18 protein-coding genes are annotated in these 19668 nt (G+C 48.8%); 13 read left to right on the top strand and 5 right to left on the bottom strand.

Features of this window, described 5'->3' with window-relative positions; genetic code table 11:
* The first annotated feature begins 86 nt into the window (after positions 1-86).
* Positions 87-1430, top strand: coding sequence for a glycerate kinase type-2 family protein (locus tag PPG34_RS08685; RefSeq protein WP_313832835.1), 1344 nt, complete (start codon positions 87-89; stop codon positions 1428-1430).
* Positions 1431-1504: 74 nt separating this feature from the next.
* Positions 1505-1882, top strand: coding sequence for a pyrophosphohydrolase domain-containing protein (locus tag PPG34_RS08680; RefSeq protein WP_313832834.1), 378 nt, complete (start codon positions 1505-1507; stop codon positions 1880-1882).
* Between the two features lie 71 nt (positions 1883-1953).
* On the opposite strand, the gene PPG34_RS08675 is transcribed toward PPG34_RS08680, so the two are convergent.
* Both PPG34_RS08675 and PPG34_RS08670 read right to left on the bottom strand, forming a co-directional pair.
* Positions 1954-2931 carry an HDOD domain-containing protein gene (locus PPG34_RS08675; protein ID WP_313832832.1) on the bottom strand — a complete coding sequence of 326 codons (978 nt, stop codon included), beginning with the start codon at positions 2929-2931 and terminating at the stop codon, positions 1954-1956.
* 199 nt (positions 2932-3130) lie between these two features.
* Positions 3131-4543 carry a DUF3422 family protein gene (locus tag PPG34_RS08670; protein WP_313832831.1) on the bottom strand — a complete coding sequence of 471 codons (1413 nt, stop codon included), beginning with the start codon at positions 4541-4543 and terminating at the stop codon, positions 3131-3133.
* Between the two features lie 180 nt (positions 4544-4723).
* Here PPG34_RS08670 and PPG34_RS08665 point away from each other — a divergent pair, with 180 nt between their 5' ends.
* A complete protein-coding gene (locus tag PPG34_RS08665; RefSeq protein ID WP_313832830.1) occupies positions 4724-5629 on the top strand; it encodes a phosphoribosylaminoimidazolesuccinocarboxamide synthase in 906 nt (301 codons plus the stop codon).
* Positions 5630-5705: 76 nt separating this feature from the next.
* Here the strand turns inward: PPG34_RS08665 and PPG34_RS08660 are convergent, their stop codons facing one another.
* Complete coding sequence (locus tag PPG34_RS08660) at positions 5706-6695, bottom strand: YheT family hydrolase (protein WP_313832829.1); 990 nt, start codon at positions 6693-6695, stop codon at positions 5706-5708.
* A 142-nt stretch (positions 6696-6837) separates the two neighbouring features.
* Here PPG34_RS08660 and PPG34_RS08655 point away from each other — a divergent pair, with 142 nt between their 5' ends.
* Complete coding sequence (locus tag PPG34_RS08655) at positions 6838-7365, top strand: c-type cytochrome (protein ID WP_313832827.1); 528 nt, start codon at positions 6838-6840, stop codon at positions 7363-7365.
* 44 nt (positions 7366-7409) lie between these two features.
* Here the strand turns inward: PPG34_RS08655 and PPG34_RS08650 are convergent, their stop codons facing one another.
* Positions 7410-7817 carry a PilZ domain-containing protein gene (locus PPG34_RS08650; protein ID WP_313832826.1) on the bottom strand — a complete coding sequence of 136 codons (408 nt, stop codon included), beginning with the start codon at positions 7815-7817 and terminating at the stop codon, positions 7410-7412.
* Positions 7818-7992: 175 nt separating this feature from the next.
* Positions 7993-9162 (bottom strand): 8-amino-7-oxononanoate synthase, encoded by a 1170-nt coding sequence (gene bioF / locus PPG34_RS08645; RefSeq protein ID WP_313832825.1) that lies wholly within the window; start codon positions 9160-9162, stop codon positions 7993-7995.
* Between the two features lie 303 nt (positions 9163-9465).
* Between bioF and ilvB the strand changes: the two genes are divergently transcribed.
* From ilvB to PPG34_RS08600, 9 genes are all read left to right on the top strand, one after another.
* Positions 9466-11244 carry a biosynthetic-type acetolactate synthase large subunit gene (ilvB, locus tag PPG34_RS08640; RefSeq protein ID WP_313832824.1) on the top strand — a complete coding sequence of 593 codons (1779 nt, stop codon included), beginning with the start codon at positions 9466-9468 and terminating at the stop codon, positions 11242-11244.
* 12 nt (positions 11245-11256) lie between these two features.
* Positions 11257-11778 carry an acetolactate synthase small subunit gene (gene ilvN, locus PPG34_RS08635; protein ID WP_313832823.1) on the top strand — a complete coding sequence of 174 codons (522 nt, stop codon included), beginning with the start codon at positions 11257-11259 and terminating at the stop codon, positions 11776-11778.
* 199 nt (positions 11779-11977) lie between these two features.
* Positions 11978-12991 carry a ketol-acid reductoisomerase gene (gene ilvC / locus PPG34_RS08630; protein WP_313832822.1) on the top strand — a complete coding sequence of 338 codons (1014 nt, stop codon included), beginning with the start codon at positions 11978-11980 and terminating at the stop codon, positions 12989-12991.
* A gap of 35 nt (positions 12992-13026) precedes the next feature.
* Positions 13027-13677, top strand: a complete 651-nt coding sequence (locus tag PPG34_RS08625; RefSeq protein WP_313832821.1) for a phosphatidylserine decarboxylase family protein — start codon at positions 13027-13029, stop codon at positions 13675-13677.
* Positions 13674-14468, top strand: coding sequence for a CDP-diacylglycerol--serine O-phosphatidyltransferase (gene pssA / locus PPG34_RS08620; RefSeq protein WP_313832820.1), 795 nt, complete (start codon positions 13674-13676; stop codon positions 14466-14468). The genes PPG34_RS08625 and pssA overlap by 4 nt, the downstream gene beginning before the upstream one ends.
* A gap of 257 nt (positions 14469-14725) precedes the next feature.
* Positions 14726-16273, top strand: coding sequence for a 2-isopropylmalate synthase (locus PPG34_RS08615; protein ID WP_313832818.1), 1548 nt, complete (start codon positions 14726-14728; stop codon positions 16271-16273).
* Between the two features lie 34 nt (positions 16274-16307).
* Positions 16308-17384, top strand: a complete 1077-nt coding sequence (gene leuB, locus PPG34_RS08610) for a 3-isopropylmalate dehydrogenase (RefSeq protein ID WP_313832817.1) — start codon at positions 16308-16310, stop codon at positions 17382-17384.
* Between the two features lies 1 nt (position 17385).
* On the top strand, positions 17386-18594 hold the full coding sequence (locus tag PPG34_RS08605) for an NHL domain-containing protein (protein ID WP_313832816.1): 1209 nt from the start codon (positions 17386-17388) through the stop codon (positions 18592-18594).
* 61 nt (positions 18595-18655) lie between these two features.
* Complete coding sequence (locus PPG34_RS08600; protein WP_313832815.1) at positions 18656-19666, top strand: aspartate-semialdehyde dehydrogenase; 1011 nt, start codon at positions 18656-18658, stop codon at positions 19664-19666.
* The last annotated feature ends 2 nt before the right edge of the window (positions 19667-19668 follow it).

Genomic DNA, 19668 nt, shown 5'->3' with positions numbered 1-19668 from the left:
AATAGTACCACAGCCTTTGCAGGGGAAAACACAGGGGCGAGTCGGTTAGTGGTCAGCACTAACGAATAATTCGTGTACACCCAACTATGAAAATTCATATCGATTCATACGACCGAAAGGCTTGCACCATTATTAGGAAGTTATTGCTTGCAGGGTTGCAAGCTGCCGATCCAATCATGGCCATGAAAAAAGCCTTGTCCGTAAACGGATCGAGACTCGTGGTCGGAGGGCGTCAATATGATCTAAAAAAATTTGATCGAGTCGTGTGTGTGGGGGCTGGGAAAGCATCAGGCTCCATGGCTCTGGCCTTGGAGCAACACTTAGGTCCTCGCTTGGATGGGGGGCTGGTCTCGGTCAAAGACCGATCCGGATGCCCAACCCAAACGATTCGTCTACACGAAGCCAGTCATCCAGTCCCTGACACACGAAGCGTACAAGCTGCCAGGGAAATCCTCACCTTTGTTCATTCCTTGACCCGACGAGATTTATTGTTTGTGCTCATTTCCGGCGGAGCATCGAGTCTTCTTGCCGCTCCAGCTCCGGGTCTGACCTTACAGGATAAAAAGCGTACTACGAGTATGTTGCTTCGCTGTGGGGCTACCATTCATGAAATCAATGTCGTACGGAAACATCTTTCTTCGATAAAAGGCGGACAGTTGGCATCCGCGACGTCAGCCACGATTGTTTCTCTCGTTCTCTCGGATGTTTTGGGGGATGATCTGGCGACCATCGGGTCTGGACCAACTGTCCCCAACCCTAGCACCTGTCTGGAGGCACGAGAGATCCTCCAGCACTATCAGATATGGAATCGCGTGTCTTCAGCGGTGCGTCTTCATCTTGAGAAGGGAATCAAAGCTCATATGGCCGATACAACTAAACGTAAAGCCAAGAAATCGGCTCGAATTCATCATGAAATTATCGGAAATAATCGTCTGACGGTAGAAGCTATCGCCACTCAAGCCAAATTGGAGGGCCTTAATCCACTCGTCATGACCACGACTCTAGAAGGCGAGGCTCGAGAGGCAGGAAAGATGATTGGGGCCATTGCCCGAGAAATACATGCTTCGGGAAGGCCCGTGTTTAGGCCGGCTTGTGTTGTGTGGGGGGGCGAGTTGACGGTCACGGTACGAGGAAATGGAAAAGGGGGCCGAGCTCAGGAATTGGCCTTATCCGGGGCGATGCAGATTGTCGGCTTGCCCAAGATGTATGTGGTTGGTTTCGGAACAGATGGCAGTGATGGCCCAACGGAAATGGCTGGGGCTCTGGTTGACGGGCAGACAGTAGAACGTGCCCAAAAAAGATCTTTAAATCCGATACAGGCACTGACGAACAATGACAGTTATGGTTTCTTTGAAAAGGTTGGCGGTCGTATTCATACTGGTGCCACAGGAACGAATGTTAATGATGTGTATATATTGCTTGCATTATAGAATCTTTGAGCACGAAGAAAATGCCATTAATTTCCCAAATACTGAATTTCTGAATTACTGTGAAGGAGGCGAACGTGTACGAGGCACAACAAATGGTTCTTGAGTTTCACAAAGAATTTGAGATTCATATATCGGACATTCCGACCGTGCCTGATGAAAAAACCAAGGCCCTACGTATTAGACTCATCCAGGAAGAATTTGATGAACTCAAAGGTGCGCTGGAAGAAAAAAATTTACCCGATATTGCCAAGGAACTTGCTGACCTTTTGTACGTGGTCTATGGCACGGCCGTGTCGTATGGCATTGATATGGAACCGGTGTTTCGTGAGGTGCAGCGATCGAATATGAGTAAGGTCGGGGGATATAAGCGCGACGATGGTAAATGGGTAAAACCCGCGACCTATTCGAAAGCGGATATCGGGCCCATTCTTCAGGCACAATCGACAACGTAAGACGGGCGATGGTGTATTTCTTTGGGAGACAACAGCAGAAAATAAGACAAGGTTAGGGGGGAGAAGAACAACTATATTTGTGTGGTAAGGGTATGCATTTTTTGGTCTAGAGCGATGGTCCGTAGGGCGCGGAGTTCGCGTGCGCGCTCCATGGTAGTATCTGGATCAAATCCTTCCTGGTAATCGATTTCAAACAACGGGCCAGATTCTTGAACCAATTGTTTCACTTTTTTAAAGACTTCCACAAAACCCAACGAGGGTAACTTCAAGGAAGTTTCAATCGAATCGGAAATTTCGAAGAGCGTATCGTCGTCTACCTGCGATACCGACAGATCGGCGAACATTCCGCTGAAGGCCACACATTGGAGATATTGGCGGTCCTCGATTTCTTGTGGGGCTTGATCAGGTTCATCGCTATATCGCACCGCTGTAATCAGGCCATCCGGCAAATTCCATCGTTGGAGCAACCAACTTCCCACTGTCGCGTGATCCACCCCAAAAAAGTGCTCTCGTTCGTGGGCAATCCCCTGTTGATGTGTCATTTGCGGAAAATCCGGATGGGCATATAAGGGAGGCTCGACTTGATCCAACACCAACATGCCAATGTCCTGCGTGAATGAGGCCATAAACAATTCTTCCTGATCAGAGCGATTGCACATTTGCGCCAGAGCCAACCCTGCTGATCCGGAAATTAAGGCTCGACGCCAAAATTGGTTATGGTCTAATCCTTCCCCTTGGCCGCGCCGAAGCGATTTCACCAAAGAAAAAGACAGAGCAAGCGAAAGGATGCCATTGAGACCTATCAACATCACAGCCTTTTGCAGGGTCGCAACTTTCTTCTCATAGGAATATAAGGGTGAATTGGCCATACGCAAGATTTTCACGGATAGGGCCGGATCCAACGAGAGCACCCGTACCACATCATCGATATCAATTTCTGGATTTTTAACTAATTCAATGATTTGCAACGCCACCTTTGGCGGACTGGGGAGAGAGGTGCACGAATCCAATTTAGCGATACATTCCGGGGGAATATTCAGCGGTTCCATTGGCTTCTAACAGACTCCATTTATTGACAAAAGACGGGTAGAAATACTGCCCAATGAATGTTATCGGAGGATGCCAAGTAAAATATTAGCGTTTTTCTGAAAGGGCGTTAGAAGTTCCAAGGGAGGCTGTATGGGAATTGGAGACCCAGATACCTAGGCGGCATCACACAATTGGGGGCAAGAACATGAAGGATGAGGGTTAGGTTGGGGATTTTTCAGAGAATTTTTTGTAAATAACCTTCCGTCCAAGAAAAATAAGAAGAAAGGATAATCCCAGAGTGATTGGGACAAACACGCCAGAGGCCACGGAGGCACTTGAGATCCACCCGACCTCTTCCATGGCTTTGAACACATAGCTTCCAAGTCCGCTGAGATAATACGAAATCACGATGACGGATAATCCTTCCACGGTATGTTGGAGCATGGCTTGGCTTCGGGTGGTTTTGTCCACACTCCGAAGGAGTTTGAGGTTCTGATCCTGAAGCGCCAAGTTTTGATCTTGGAGCAGGAGTTCGACTTTGGTGCGGATAACTGCAATGGTTCCCTGAAAATCATTCACCAGCGCATCGATCCGTTTGACTAATTGCAGATATCCATCGGCTACGCCAATCGTTTTACCATCCACGTATTCAGAAATTTGACGACAACCGTCAATGCCTTTTTCTTGGAGCGAGGATAGATTCGATCGAATGATGCGATCGTAAGGCACGGCAGCGCTAAGTTTAAATCGCATGGATTCAGCGAGTCGACTGACTTTCATGAAGTCCTGAGTCAGAACCGTGAGCCAGCGTTGGAGTTTTTCAGGGTTGGAAGCATCTATTTCCGTGGTGATCAATCCCCGTTGATATAAGTGGCGTTGTTCAAACTGATGCACTTGATCCACGGATTGGGCAAAGGCTTGCAGCGGAAGGAGAATCAAGTGGGTGTAGTTCTCAATGGCCACGAGCGTATCGATGGTCCGGGCTAATTGATTCAGGAGTACATCAAACGAGGGGGACATGATGAGGTAGCGTTCGCGTTGATGCTCGTCCGGCGTATAGGTGGTCATCACAGAAATATCATGTCCAAAAATTTTGCTGCCATAGATCTGTGGCCCGGGCATGGTGTGTTTGACTTCTTCGACGGCCAGGCTGATGTGTGGGAGCACCAAGATATCCAAGGCATTGACTTGAATGCCCAAGGGCGAAAGAGGCATAGCGAAATCTGGAAATCGGAGCGGTCCGAATTCCAGGGGTTTCAATTTGTCATCGGGGATATGCCAGACCTGGTAGCTATAATACTCCGTATGGGCTTCCCATGTGACGAGGAGTCGATCCCCGTTAGGTGCGATCTTAGCCCCATGCCCAAATTTTTCATAGATGACCGTGTGTTCCTCCGGAACCTCCAGGCATTGAAGTAAGTATTGAAATTCTTGCCGGCTTTGCGGGCGGTCTAAAGGGGGGTTGGCCATGCGATGAGCGACATGGTGAATATGGGCGGGTACATCAAACCATTCCTCCAAATATTTCTTGGAGGGCTCGTGGAGGTGTCGAAGAAACCCGTGTGTGGATGCCGGTTGTTTTGTTGCCATGGTTGCTTGTTTTTCTCGCAATGAAGGATGTGAATTGCTCATAGAGGTTCTACCCAATCCCTTCCAAGGGATCAAGGGGAAAACGGTATCCTGCCATCTGAGTTGTCGAATTTGTCCCGCCTCCCGAACGTCTGGGTACCTCCCAAACCTTGACTCGGGGCATTCGCCTGACTAAAGTCTGCTTTTCAAAAGTGGTCCTGATTTCAACAAGGAACGTGACCCATGACCCAAGTATGGACAGCTCCAGGGGTGTTTGAGACGAATCTCACTAGCCTAGGCGCCAAACGGCAGGGCAAAGTTCGGGATATGTATGACTTAGGCGATTGTTTGTTATTGATTGCCAGCGATCGGATTTCGGCCTTTGATGTGGTGTTGCCGGAAGGAATTCCAGGGAAAGGCTATGTCCTGACCCAACTCTCAAAGTTTTGGTTTGAGCGCTTATGGCAAGAGGGGGGGCTTGTTCCCCATCATTTGCGCACGATGAATCCTGAGGAGTTTCCGGTTTCGTGCCAACCATATAAAGACCTATTGGCTGGGCGTAGCATGGTCGTGGAAAAGGCCGATCCGTTGCCGGTGGAATGTATCGTGCGCGGGTATCTTTCCGGGTCTGCCTGGAAAGAATACAAAAGCCAGGGGACGGTTTGCGAACAGCCGCTTCCCAAGGGGTTGAGAGAATCCGATAAATTTCCTGATCCCCTATTTACTCCCTCGACCAAGGCCACCAAAGGGCATGATGAAAATATTTCTTACCAAAAAATGTGCGCGATGATTGGCGAAGAGTTAGCAGAACAGGTCAAAAACGCCAGTATCCTAATTTATCAAAGGGCCGCTGCGTTAGCTGAGCAACGGGGCATTATCATTGCCGATACAAAATTCGAATTCGGGCTGCATCGGGAAACCAAGAAACTCTTGGTGATTGATGAGTTGCTCACGCCGGACTCTTCCCGTTTTTGGCCCAAGGATCAATATGAGGCCGGTAAATCCCAACCGAGTTTTGATAAGCAATATGTTCGAGATTATTTAGATTCTATTGGCTGGGATCATAATCCCCCCCCGCCCCATCTCCCCGAGGACGTAGTGAAACAGACAAGCGCCAAGTATCGTGAAGCGCTGGAACGATTTGTGTAGTTCGGAAATTCGTTTAAGCGTAATTTGTGAAGCGTGATGAGGGAATCAGGAGGAGACGGATTCTTTACATTACGCTTTACTCCCTTCGAATAAATTCAACGATTCGATTTTCCGCCCAATGCCCGTCCTCATACTCCTGTGACTTTTGAATAAATCCGCAGTGGCCACCGTGAGCTGGGGTCACCAATTGAATGTAGGGATTGGATTGAATGGATGGAATTTGAAATGTACCAATGGGAATAAAGGGATCATCTTGCGAGGTGATAATGAGGGTCGGGACCCGTATGTGCGCTAATACATGACGGGATCCAGATTGTTCATAATAGTCCGCTGCATCGCGGTATCCCCCATCCGGAGCGGTATACGCATCGTCGAATTGGGACATCGTTCGAATGTGTTTGTACAACGAGAGATCCCACTTTCCCGGAAACAGTTTAGTTTTTCGTTGTAGCCGAGCCTTGAGCTTCACCATAAAATGTTCATGGTAGATCCAATTGCGACGCTGTTCGAGGGCGGCCACGCAGGCTGCCGGATGGATGTTGGGGCATACTGCCGCCACGCCCTTTAAAGCCGGAAAATCATCCTTAGCTTCCCCTGCCATTTTTAAGACTAAGTTCCCGCCCATGGAATACCCAGCAACCCAGAGTGCCTGAATTTTTTCTTTATGGACCAGTTCATTCGCAACCGAGCGGATATCGTGGCTCAAGCCACCGTTATAGAGTGTTGGCGTCAGGTGCTCGGTGTCCGCACAATTGCGTTGATTGAATCGGATCACGTTGAAGCCCGCATGCCAGGCTTTATGCGCGAGCCCTCGCATGTAGTGGGAATCGTGGCAGCCCTCGAGGCCATGGACGACAATGAGCGCAGGGGCCGGGTTTCGAGGGGCTTGCCAACTACACAGACTTTTGATGTGAGAGTGAGTGTCAACTTGGAACAGACGTTCTTCCAATGGTACATCGGTGAGCAAATGGGACCGACGCCGATACCGTGGCACCAACGTTTGCATATGCGGGTTGGCTATCCAGGGATGCGGTTGAAAAGGAAGGGAAATTTGATTTTTAGTCATGGACGATGGTTCTCGGTATAATTTTTCTATAGCCTAACAAAAACCTCCAGGCAATGCTTCCTTGGTTGGTGAAGCCCCTAGGATTGTGCTAGAGGTATCCAGGTTAGCACGAATAGCAAACCCGAGGGATTGAACTTCGATTATGGCGGAAAATAAGAAACCGTTTCAGTTGGATAAAGAGACCTTAGTGATTATCGGGGTGGCGTGCCTGGTTTTTCTTTGGACAGTTGACCGTATTTTTTCGGCCAAAGGTCCCAAGGAAGAGGAACCAGGGAAGCCCAATGCTGAACGCATGGAAATAAGAGAGGAACCGAAAAAGGTTGAGAAAGCCAATGTGCCGTTAGCCACGGGCAAAGAACCAATCGATAAAATTTTTATTCAATCCGGTTGCGCGGCTTGTCATACAATTCCTGGTATCGTAGCGGCCCGAGGTCGCGAGGGGCCTAAGTTGGAATTAGGTACCAATGCTCGAAAACGGTTAGCCGACCCCAACTATCAGGGACGTGCCAATACGGATTGGGAATATGTGCAGGAATCAATTCTCAATCCAGGTGTCTATATCGTGAAAGGGTATCGTGATCATGTCATGCCCCGCTGGTACGGCCAAAAACTCAGCGCGGAGGCCTTGGATAAAATCATTCAATATTTATTGAAAATTGAAGAAGTCTAGAGGAATTTTTTTCGAAGGATGAATTGAATATTTGGGGGTTAGGCCTACTCTGACCAAGACAATGCGGCACGCTGCCGAAGCTGATATCGATCTAAGGCCCGAACCATTTCACCCAAGATATGCTTGGAATTTTTGCCGTCTTTGGTTTTAATTTCATCAAAGAGCACCCCGGCCCTGCTGGTTTTGGAATCTTCCATGGATTCACTCTGAACGTGTTGGATGGTTCCCCGTCCCCAAATGATTTTATCCTCTAGCATGAGTTTCACATGAATTTCCATCCCTGCAGCTAAAGAGCGTGCTCGCCACTCCGGCATGACCAGGAGCGCGCCTTCCAAGCTTAAATTATCGAAATTGACCGTCCAATGGGTCCCTTCCTTCAATTCCAGTATTCCTTCAACCAAAGGAAATAATTTGGCATCCTGAAATCGTGGTGAGTTTCTTCGTTCAGACATGGTGTTTGTCCGCTTTTGGCATTGAAAACTTTGTTAAACTTGGGAAAATTCCTCACAAATTAGATTCATGACTGTTACTGTTATTTAGTATCGGCAAAGCCAATGAATTCCCAAAGGGTGGGACAGGCTTCTGGACTATTTCTTCTCACTTCTTTAACTGATCACCGCCTGCATATCAGGCCAGTTTTAACTCTTTTTGGATTTTCTGAATGGTTTTGACAACGAACATTAACTGTTCCTTACGATGTTCTGAACTAATGGTCAATCTTAGTCGGCTGCTGTTTTTGGGAACGGTGGGCGGACGGATGGCAGGGATGTAGATGCCGGCTTTGTCGAGTGCTTGGGCCATCTTAAGAGCTGTCTCCGACGATTTAACGATGATGGGCAGGATTGGGCTTTGGGTATTCGTGAGTTGAAACCCCATGACCCTAAGCTCAGAGTATAAATAATTTCGATTGTCCCACAGGCGTTGTCGGCGTCCGGGTTCCTGTTGAATGACTTGAAGGGCCGTTGAAGCTGCGGCGGCGATAGCTGGGGGAGGAGCGGTCGTGTAAATGAAGGCTTTTGAAGCATTGATCAGGAATTCTTTTAAGAACGTTGTTCCAGCCACGTATCCTCCGCTGGTTCCTATGGCTTTACTCAAGGTTCCCATCTGAACCACATCAGCGGGATTTAATCCAAAATGTTCAATGGTTCCTCGTCCATTGGGTCCCATGACTCCAGTACCATGGGCGTCATCAATCACCAACGTCGCACCATGATTCTGGCAAAGTTGCAAGAGGTCCGGGAGCGGAGCCAAATCGCCGTCCATACTGAAGACCCCTTCGGTGACCACAAGTGTTTGGGTATTCTTAGTTCTTTTTTTAAGTAGTTTTTCTAGGTGATCCTGACCGTTGTGGTGAAACACGCGGAGCGTAGCTTTCGCCAGTCGGCAGGCCTCGATGAGGCTGGCATGGCAGTACCGATCGGCAAGGATGAGACCGCCTTTGTCGATGAGAGAAGGGATAAGTCCGAGGTTGGTGGTATATCCTGTCCCAAAAGTTAACGCCCCTTCGACTTGTTTAAAATGAGCAAGATCCTCCTCAAGTTGTTGGTGAGGCCTCATCGTTCCGGAAATAAGGCGGGCGGCTCCAGCCCCAACACCCCATTCATTAATGGCTTTGATGGCGGCTTGCTTGAGGGCCGAATGATTGGCCAATCCCAGGTAATTATTCGAGGCCATGGAAATGAGTTTGCGGCCTTCTATGGTAATTGTGGTCTCGGAAGACGACTCCACAATTCTCAATTGCCGTCGGAGATGTTGAAACTCTAGTTCTTTTAGCGCTTGTTCAAAATTGGGTAGCATGGGTAGTTGTGCCAGCAGATCCCTCTAGTCTGCTAAGGCCCTGATTTGGATAGGGCTTATTGGGGAGTGGGCGGTAAGTGACCTTAAATTTTAAAATTTTGAGTATTTTTAAGGAAAATCTCCAATTTCGCATTCTGGCATTGTCAGTTGACTTGGGGATAACGCAGGTTTATCATGGCTGGTTTCATGGCACAACCCATGGAAACAATTAGGTTTCTTGTTCATCCATCTATGTTGGGTACGTAGATCGGCGGAAAATTTTTTTAACCGAACCATACCTGGTTCAAACAGGTGAGGGACATCATGGCACAGATTACCGGAGCCGAAATTTTTGTGGAAGCCTTAAAACGTGAAGGAGTCAAAACGATTTTTGCTCTTCCGGGAGGGGTTGTACTCAAAATTTTTGATGTTCTCCATCAACAAAAAGATGTCGAAGTGATTTTAACACGGCATGAACAAGCCGCCGGGCATATGGCGGAAGGATATGCCAAGGCTACAGGTAAGCCCGGGGTGTGTTTGATTACTTCTGGTCCTGGGATGACCAATGTCATCACCGCCTTAGCTGATGCGTATATGGATTCCGTCCCCATGGTGTGTTTTTCGGGACAGGTACCGACGGCGCTCATTGGCAATGACGCGTTCCAAGAAGCCGACAATATTGGCCTGAGTCGGCCATGCACAAAGTATAACTTCCTTGTTAAGGATGTAAATGATTTAGCGCAGACGATTAAGGAAGCGTTTTATATTGCCTCGACTGGAAGGCCAGGTCCGGTGCTGGTTGATATTCCCAAGGATATCTCCATGGATAAAGCAGATTTCAAATATCCGGATTCGGTATCTATTCGCGGGTACAACCCGACCTACGAAGGCAGCAAGTGGAAAATCAAACAAGCGGCTGACGCCATTATGAAATCACGTCGGCCAATTCTCTATATTGGCGGCGGAGTGCAGTTGTCTGGGGCTTCCAAGGAAGTTCGGGAATTAGCTGAGATGACACAGATTCCTGTGGATGCGACATTGATGGCGTTAGGAGCATTCCCCGGTAACCATCCGCTGTCTTTAGGCATGCTTGGGATGCACGGCACATATGTGGCGAACATGGCCATGCATTATTCTGATCTTGTCATTGCGGTTGGCGCGCGGTTTGACGATCGAGTGACGGGGAAAGTCTCGGAGTTTTGTCCCAACGCCAAAATCATTCATATTGATATTGATCCCACGTCGATTCGAAAAAATATTCATGTGGATATTCCCATCGTGGGAGATTGCAAATGCGTGTTGCAAGAATTGAACAATGTGTTACGAGCGACAGTGAATGGGGATCAAAAAGAACTGCGGAAACCGTGGTGGGATCAGCTGAATGAGTGGAAGACCGCCCATCCGCTCAAATATGAACAAGATCCCAATCAATTGATTAAACCGCAATACTTGATTGATCGTGTGTATCAACTCACGAAGGATCGTGACCCCGTGGTTTCGACCGATGTGGGGCAGCATCAAATGTGGGCAGCGCAATATTTCCATTTAGCCAATCCGAATACTTGGCTGACATCTGGTGGGTTAGGAACCATGGGGTTTGGGTTCCCCGCGGCTCTTGGGGCGCAGGCTGCCTATCGTGACCGATTGGTCCTTTGTATTGCCGGTGACGGTAGCATTCAAATGAATACTCAGGAGCTTGCGACAGCCGTGGTTTCCAAATTACCGGTAAAAGTGTTTGTTATTAATAATCGGTTCCACGGGATGGTGCGACAATGGCAAGACCTGTTCTATGAAGGGCGTTATGCATCCAGCTATTTGGATCAAACTCCTGACTTTGTGAAATTGGCAGAAGCTTACGGAGCGGCCGGTCTTCGGATATCGACTCCCGGCGAAGTCGATGACGGGATTAAAGAGGCTCTGGCGATTGATAAACCGGTGTTTATTGATGTGCCGACCTATCAATTCGAAAATTGCTATCCCATGATTCCTGCTGGTGGATGCAACCATGAAATGATTTTGGAAGATCCCCCGGAATTGCAGAAACGGATAACCACGGGAGCCAAAGGGAAGAAAGAAAGTAAAGATACCATTTTAACGGCATAAAAAGAGTTGGATGTGGAACATATCATTTCAGTGACATTGGAAAATAAGGCAGGGTCGTTGTCTCGTGTGGCCGGACTGTTTAGTGGGAGAGGGTTTAATATTGAAAGCCTGTCCGTGGCTCCCACGCTTGATCCGACGGTATCTATGATGACGATCGTGACCTCAGGTGATGAGCGTATCATTGAGCAAATCTTGAAACAATTGAATAAGATCATTGATGTCATCAAGGTGGTAGATCTTAATGAAACCGATTCGGTGACCCGTGAAACAGCCTTGATTAAGGTACATACTCGAGCTGAGGATCGAGCGGAGGCGTTACGTATTGCGGATATATTCCGGGCCAATGTCATTGATTCATCCCCAACATCTTATACGATCGAAATTACCGGGGATGTGCCAAAAGTCCAGGCCATTATCCAACTACTCCAACCTCTAGGTATCAAAGAAATCGTCCGGACAGGACGAATCGCCATTGCTCGGGAATCTCTTCGTGCGTTGGTAAGTCAACCAAGACCGCTGGCCAAAGCAAATTAACCAGTTGATGCCTAACGCGTCATGGGTGAGGCGGGCAAAAGCACCGATTCTCCATTTCACTCAACGCTTGACGGTTCCCGGATTACGATTCACTACAGTTGATAATTTCAGGACTCATTTTGAATTATGTTGCTAAGAACGCAGGACCTTCCCAACAACGCTTACGTTGTTGGCCGTCTTAATGCTTAAGGAGTCGGTTATGAAAATTTCGTATGACAAAGATGCTGATTTACAAAAGATTCTTAAAAAGAAAGTGGCCGTCATTGGGTTTGGCAGTCAAGGGCATGCTCATGCTCTGAATCTAAAAGAGAGCGGCGGCAATGTGGTTGTGGGTCTGAGAGAAGGTTCGTCATGGAATAAAGCCGAGGCCACTGGGCTTAAAGTCATGCCTGTCGCAGATGCGGTAAAGCAATCGGACGTCATCATGATTTTGGCTCCGGATGAAGTGCAAGCTGCCATTTATAACAAAGACATTGCGCCGAATTTGAAAGATGGAAAATATCTCGCCTTTGGCCATGGGTTTAATATTCATTTTGGCCAGATTCAGCCTCCAGCAGGAGTCAATGTGTTTATGGTGGCGCCCAAAGGGCCTGGGCATTTGGTGCGTTCCGAATACACCAAAGGCAGCGGGGTTCCGTGTTTATTGGCTGTCCATCAGGACCCAAGTAAAGATACGACCCAAGTAGGTTTGGCCTATGCTTCTGCCATTGGCGGCGGACGCGCCGGGGTTATTGAAACCAATTTTCGTGAAGAAACCGAGACCGATCTCTTTGGCGAACAGGCAGTCTTGTGCGGCGGCCTGACATCTTTAATCCAAGCGGGCTATGAAACCCTGGTTGAAGCGGGCTATTCGCCGGAAATGGCCTATTTTGAATGCTTGCATGAAGTCAAACTTATTGTAGACTTAATCCACCAGGGTGGGATTGCCAATATGCGGTATTCGATTAGTACTACCGCTAAATATGGCGACATCACTCGGGGCCCACGGGTGGTTACAGCCGAAACCAAGCGCACGATGAGAAAAATTCTTGGAGAAATTCAAAGTGGTCGGTTTGCAAGAGAATGGGTATTGGAAAATCAAGCCAACCGCCCGGTGTATAACGCGTTGCTCAAGCGAGGCGAAGAACATCCCATCGAAGAGGTCGGAAAAAAGTTGCGGGGGATGATGCCCTGGTTACAGAAAGACAAACTTGTGGATCAAAGCAAGAATTAACGGCATGGGAAGCTTTGGTAGAGAAATGAATCAGCATGGCTGATCGTGCCCAAGGAATTCCTATTGCCAAGGAAGGTGTGCCCTTTGTTATGGGGGCTGCGGTTCCAGCGGTTTTGGCCGGGTTTCTGGGGTGCAAGAAGGTTTCTTTTGCTTTAGGGGCAATCGCGTGTTTTACCGGTTGGTTTTTCCGAAACCCGGCGCGTACCATTCCTTTGGGAGACGATTTCATTTTGGCGTCAGGAGATGGCCAGATCATCGCTATCCAGGAGGAATTTGAACCGAGGTATCTAAAGGAACAGTGCATCCGTATCAGCATTTTTCTGAATATTTTCGATGTGCATATTAATCGGATGCCCTGTGCGGGGACAGTGGTAGACGTGGCCTACCAGCCCGGTCAGTTCATCAATGCGAGTGATCCCGATGCGACGGTTCACAATGAACAAAATGCGCTGATGATTGAAACTCCGTCGAAGCAGAAGGTGCTATGTGTTCAGGTCGCGGGGCTCATTGCCCGACGGATTGTGTGCTGGGTGCAGCCTGGAGAGACGGCTGTTCCCGGCGAACGGTTTGGATTGATCCGATTTGGTTCGAGAATGGATACTTTTTTCCCAGTAAATAGCCGAATACGAGTAAAGATGGGAGATCGAGTAAAAGGCGGAGAAAGCATTCTGGCGGAGTTGGTATGAAAGGACGTCTCTTTAAAAATAAAGAAGGCAAGCGTCGTCGTGGGGTGCACCTGATCCCCAATATTTTGACGACCGGGAATTTGTTTAGCGGATTGGCATCTGTGGTTTTTGTGTTTCATGGGCGTTTTGAAGCGGCGGCGATTGCAATCTTAATTGCGATGATATTTGATGTGCTTGATGGAACCTCCGCGCGCTTGACCGATAGCACGAGTGAGTTTGGGGTGGAGTATGATTCCCTCTCGGATTTGATTTCGTTTGGTTTGGCCCCAGGATTTTTGGTGTACGTTTGGGCCTTGAAATCTCCAGGAATGTTAGGAGCCGCCGTGATGTTTGCCTATGTGGCTTGTGGCGCGCTTCGATTGGCCAGGTTCAATGTGATGGGCAGTAGCGGGGATAATCGGTTTTTTACGGGATTGCCCATTCCTGCAGCTGCGGGTTTTATCTCGACATTTTATATTTTTGATAATCACATTGGGCACTTATCCGAAATCGCCTTGCCGTACGTTGTGATTGCCCTCAGTTTATTGATGTCGTTTCTGATGGTTAGTACGGTGAAGTATCGAAGTGTGAAACAGTTGCAATTTCAGGGGCAACATCATTTCATGTATTTGGTCTGGGCTGTTTTGATTTTAGTGTCGGTCATGGCGTATCCCCAACTGATGTTGTTTATGATTTGCCTTGGCTATGCTGCTTCAGGTTTATTGGAGAAGGGCTGGAGTATGGTGCGAGTTTCTGGAAAACGCGAAACGATGGTCCATACGCCAACGAAGTATTCTGATTCAAAGGAGTAAACGCATGAATAAATGGCAAGGAAAAGGACGCGCTACCCTCCTCCTATGGGATAAATCTCTCGTTCTGCTAGGGGTGCTTACCCTATTAATCGGATTCTGAAAATTACCTCGTATCGGGTGGCAGCCTTCACCTCGACGGGGTGAAGGCTTTTTTTATTTTGGGAGGGAGTTGAATTTGGCCGGCACTGTTCTTTTTGTTGGCCGCAACCATTTTGGATGGACCATTGTGAATTCCCTCTGATTTGGAGGACTTACCTATGACTACACATATTCGAATATTTGATACGACGTTGCGAGATGGGGAGCAATCTCCCGGCGCTAGCATGAATGTGGAAGAAAAAGTTTTGGTGGCGAAGCAATTGGCCCGGTTGAATGTGGATATCATCGAAGCCGGGTTTGCCTTTAGCTCGCCTGGCGATTTTGAGGCGGTGCACCGAATTGGACAGGAGGTCGAAGGCCCGACGGTCTGTAGTTTGGCCCGTGCGAAGCCTGAAGATATTGATGCCGCATGGAAAGCCTTAAAGGGAACGCCCAAACCACGTATCCATACCTTTTTGTCAGCCTCGGATATTCATTTAAAACACCAGTTTCGTATGACCCGAGAAGAAGCGTTGGCCCGTGCGGTGGATATGGTGAAGCATGCGCGGGGCTATGTGGACGATGTGGAATTCTCTCCCATGGATGCGACCCGAGCGGATATCTCCTATTTGTGCGAGGTGGTGGAGGCGGTGATCGATGCTGGCGCGAAAACGGTAAACATTCCAGACACCGTGGGGTATACGACACCCCAAGAGTTCGGAGAAATTATTCGTACGCTTCGAACACGGGTACGTGATTGTGATCGGGCGTTTATCTCTGTCCATTGCCATAATGATTTGGGGTTGGCCGTTGCCAATTCTATGGCAGCCATCTATGCCGGAGCGCGGCAAGTCGAATGCACGATCAATGGGATTGGGGAACGGGCAGGGAATGCATCTTTGGAGGAAGTTGTCATGGGATTGCGGACCCGTGAAGATTTTTATCAGGCGGGTACCCAGATTCATACTGAAGAAATTTCCAAGACCAGTCGATTGGTGAGCAAAATTACGGGGATGGTCGTGCAGCCCAATAAGGCCATTGTCGGAGCCAACGCCTTCGCTCATACTTCGGGCATTCATCAAGACGGACTACTAAAAGATAAAAGCACCTATGAAATTATGCAGCCAGATTCGATTGGACTGACACAAAGCCGGTTGGTAATGGGGAAATTATCTGGTCGCCATGCTTTTCGTGAAGAACTGAATAAACTTGGATATTCATTAACGGATGAAGAAATCAATGCGGCGTTCGAGCGTTTCAAACGTTTGGCAGATCAGAAACGGGAATTATTCGAAGAAGATTTGGAAGCGATTGTGTCGGAGACGGCGACCAAAGTTCCTGAGCGATATTCGTTGAAAGCGTTGAGTACCCAGAGCGGCATGAACCAAGTCCCCACCGCGACAGTTGAATTGGATATTGAGGGAGAAATATTAAAAGAAACTGGAACGGGTGATGGGCCGGTAGATGCCGTGTATCGGACGATTGCGCAAATTACTCAAACAAAAAGTAAATTATTATCCTATGTGGTGAAAGCCATAACGGGAGGCACGGATGCGCAAGGGGAGGTGTCCGTGCGCCTGGAGCAAGACGGAGAAACCGTGACCGGGAATGGAGCGGATACGGATATTATCGTGGCCTCAGCGCATGCCTATCTTAATGCATTGAATAAGCTGGCGAGTCAATTGGAGCGGCGCAAGGATACGGGGAAGAAAATCGGGTTGTGTTAATCAATATTACCACAGAAAAAGGATTCACATCGTTATGAAGAAACGTATTGCCGTGTTGGCGGGAGATGGGATTGGCCCGGAGATTGTGCCGGCGGCCATCAAGGTGTTGGAGGCCGTGGGAACGAAGTGCGGCCATTCTTTTGATTTTGTGTCAGCTGCTGTAGGCGGCCAGGCTATTGACGACACGGGTTGGCCATTGCCGGACGACACATTGAACTTAGCGAAAACGAGTGACGCCGTGTTATTGGGTGCGGTGGGAGGCCCCAAATGGGAAGGTCTGGATTATGAACGACGACCGGAGCGAGCCTTACTCGGCTTGCGGGAAATGCTTGGGCTCTTTGCCAATCTTCGCCCGGCAAAACTCTATTCCGAACTAGCCGATGCCTCGACGCTCAAACGTGAGGTCATCGATGGAATTGATGTGTTGGTGGTTCGTGAGCTGACAGGCGGCATTTATTTTGGGAAGCCCAAGGGGGTGGAAGCTACGGCGACCGGTCATCGAGGGTTTAATACTGAAGTTTATACTACGGAAGAAATTACCCGCATAGCCAAGATCGCATTTGAAGCAGCCCGCAAACGGAGAAAGCTTGTTCATTCTATCGACAAAGCCAATGTGTTGGAATCATCGGAGTTGTGGAGAAAAGTGGTCATTGAGGTACACAAGGGCTATCCGGACGTCGAGCTGCGGCATATGTATGTTGACAATTGTGCTATGCAACTCATTCGAAATCCAAAGCAATTCGATGTAATCGTCACGACCAATCTGTTTGGCGATATCCTCAGCGACGAAGCGGCTATGCTCACGGGATCTATCGGCATGCTGCCCTCGGCGAGTGTTGGAGCCAAAGTAGGGATGTATGAGCCGATCCACGGCAGCGCGCCGGATATTGCGGGGAAGGATATGGCGAACCCCATTGGCATGATTGCTTCTGGCGCGATGATGTTGCGATACTCGTTTGACTTGGGAAAAGAAGCCGATCTCATTGAGAATGCGATCCAGAAGATCTTGGCGCAAGGCTACCGAACAAAGGATATTGAAGCTCCTGGTACCAAACTCGTTGGTACCAAAGACATGGGCGAGCTTATACTCAAACAGTTGGGACAATCGTAAGATGCTAAAATCGATTCGGGCTGGAACCATAGGCACTATCGCTGGAGCCGGAGAGCCGGGATGTGCGGGAGATGGGGGGCTGGCAATTGAGGCTCTATTAAACGAACCAAAAAATATCGCGATCGATGCCGTGGGGAATCTCTATATCGCTGATGCGGAAAATCATCTCATTCGAAAAGTTGAGGTGAAGACAGGAGTGATTACCACCGTGGCAGGAATGTTCATGGATGGTACGGTTGCAACTGGTGCTTCCGAGGCTTTGGCTAGCCCGTTTCAAGAAGAAGATGACGATCCGCTGGCAGACCCCGTATCCAAGCCCGGTGATGCGTATGTACAAAAGTCGGATCTCAGTGGAATGGTCCGATATGTCGGAGGTACCAAATCGGGGGATGAACGGTTTTTCGGGGATGGCGGTCCGGCAACGAAAGCTGCTCTCAATTTTCCTTCTGCGGTAGCGGTGGGAGAGGACGGAGCGGTGTATATTGCCGACACCTGGAACCATCGGATTCGGCAAGTAGATCCACAAACCGGAGTGATCTCCACCATCGCCGGCACAGGCCAAGCCAAATTTTACGGGGATCATGGGCCTGCGGAAAAAGCGGCCCTCAATGAACCGGTCGCATTGGCTCTGGATGGAAAAGGGAGCCTCTATATTGCCGACCAAAGCAATAATCGTATTCGCAAAATCGACCTTGCTTCCGGCATCATTTCGACCATCGTTGGGACTGGGGAGTCGGGATATAATGGGGATGAAGCCGCGGGGAAGGATACGGCTATTGCAGGTCCAAGTGGTCTAGCTTTTGATCGAGAAGGAAATTTGTACATTGCCGATACTTTTAGCAGTCGTATTCGGAAACTGGATCAGCAAACCGGCACGGTCGAGACCGTGGTCGGCGGCATTGGTGCCTATCAATTTGTCGAGGGAGACAATGAATCATCCTCGAGTCTTTCACGGCCCTATGCCATTGCCATCGACTCCCAAAACCGATTGTTCATCACGGATAGTGATAACCATTTAATTCGTGTCTGGGATCTTCAGAAAAAAGAAATGTCGTTGTTAGCTGGAAATGGCAAAGCGGAATTTTCTGGTGATGGCGGGAGCCCGACAGAAACCAGTTTGAATTACCCATTTGGAGTTGCGCTGGATGCTCAAGGCCATGTGTTTATTGCAGACACCTTTAGCCATCGAATTCGAGTTATTGTCCCCTAAAAGAACATCAAAGCCCTCGCATTGAAATTTTCAGAGATAATTAAAGGGTTAACCAAGAATTATGAATAAAAAATCGGCCTATACGGTTGCGGTGGTCGGAGCTACGGGGGCTGTAGGCACGGAGATGTTGTCCGTGTTGGAGGAACGGAAGTTTCCCGTCGATCATATCCTTCCCTTGGCCTCCTCAAAATCTGCCGGTGAAGAAGTGACGTTTCAAGGTAAGGATCTCGTGGTGAAATTGCTGACCAAGGATTCCTTCCAAGGTGTGGATATTGCCTTGTTTTCTGCGGGCGGCGATGTGAGTAAAGAATATGCTCCCATTGCAGCCAAAGCCGGCGCGGTGGTGATTGACAATAGTTCCGCTTGGCGTATGGATCCGCAAGTGCCCCTTGTCGTGCCGGAAGTCAATCCTCAGGATATTTCCAAACATCAAGGTATAATTGCCAACCCCAATTGTTCGACCATCCAGATGGTGGTGGCCCTCAAGCCATTGCATGATCATGCTAAGATTACGCGGATCGTCGTGTCCACCTATCAATCGGTATCGGGGACGGGAAAAGAGGCGATGGATGAATTGGCAGAACAATGCCGGCAGCTGTTGACGTTTGGAGACATCAACCCGAAAGTCTATCCGCATCAAATTGCGTTTAATTGCTTGCCGCATATCGATGATTTTCTGCCCAGCGGATATACGAAAGAAGAAATGAAGATGGTGAACGAAACGCGAAAGATCATGGGGGAACCGACCATCGGCGTTTCGGCGACGACGGTACGCGTACCGGTGTTTGTCAGCCATGCCGAATCCATCAATATCGAAACCGAGAAAAAATTATCGGTTGAGGAGGCGCGAGCAATTCTTTCAACTGCCCCTGGGGTGCAATTGTTTGATGATCCCTCACGCGGAATCTATCCGCTTCAGTTGGATGCCGTGGGAACCGATGCCGTTTTTGTGGGACGGATTCGTGAAGATGATTCTATTCCCAAAGGCTTAAACCTTTGGGTGGTGGCGGATAATTTGCGCAAAGGCGCGGCCTTGAATGCTGTGCAGATTGCTGAGGAATTGGTGAGGTGAGG

This window comes from Candidatus Nitronereus thalassa, from assembly GCF_032191465.1.
GTDB lineage: Bacteria > Nitrospirota > Nitrospiria > Nitrospirales > UBA8639 > Nitronereus > Nitronereus thalassa.
This window is presented reverse-complemented; position numbering and strand designations above follow the sequence as displayed.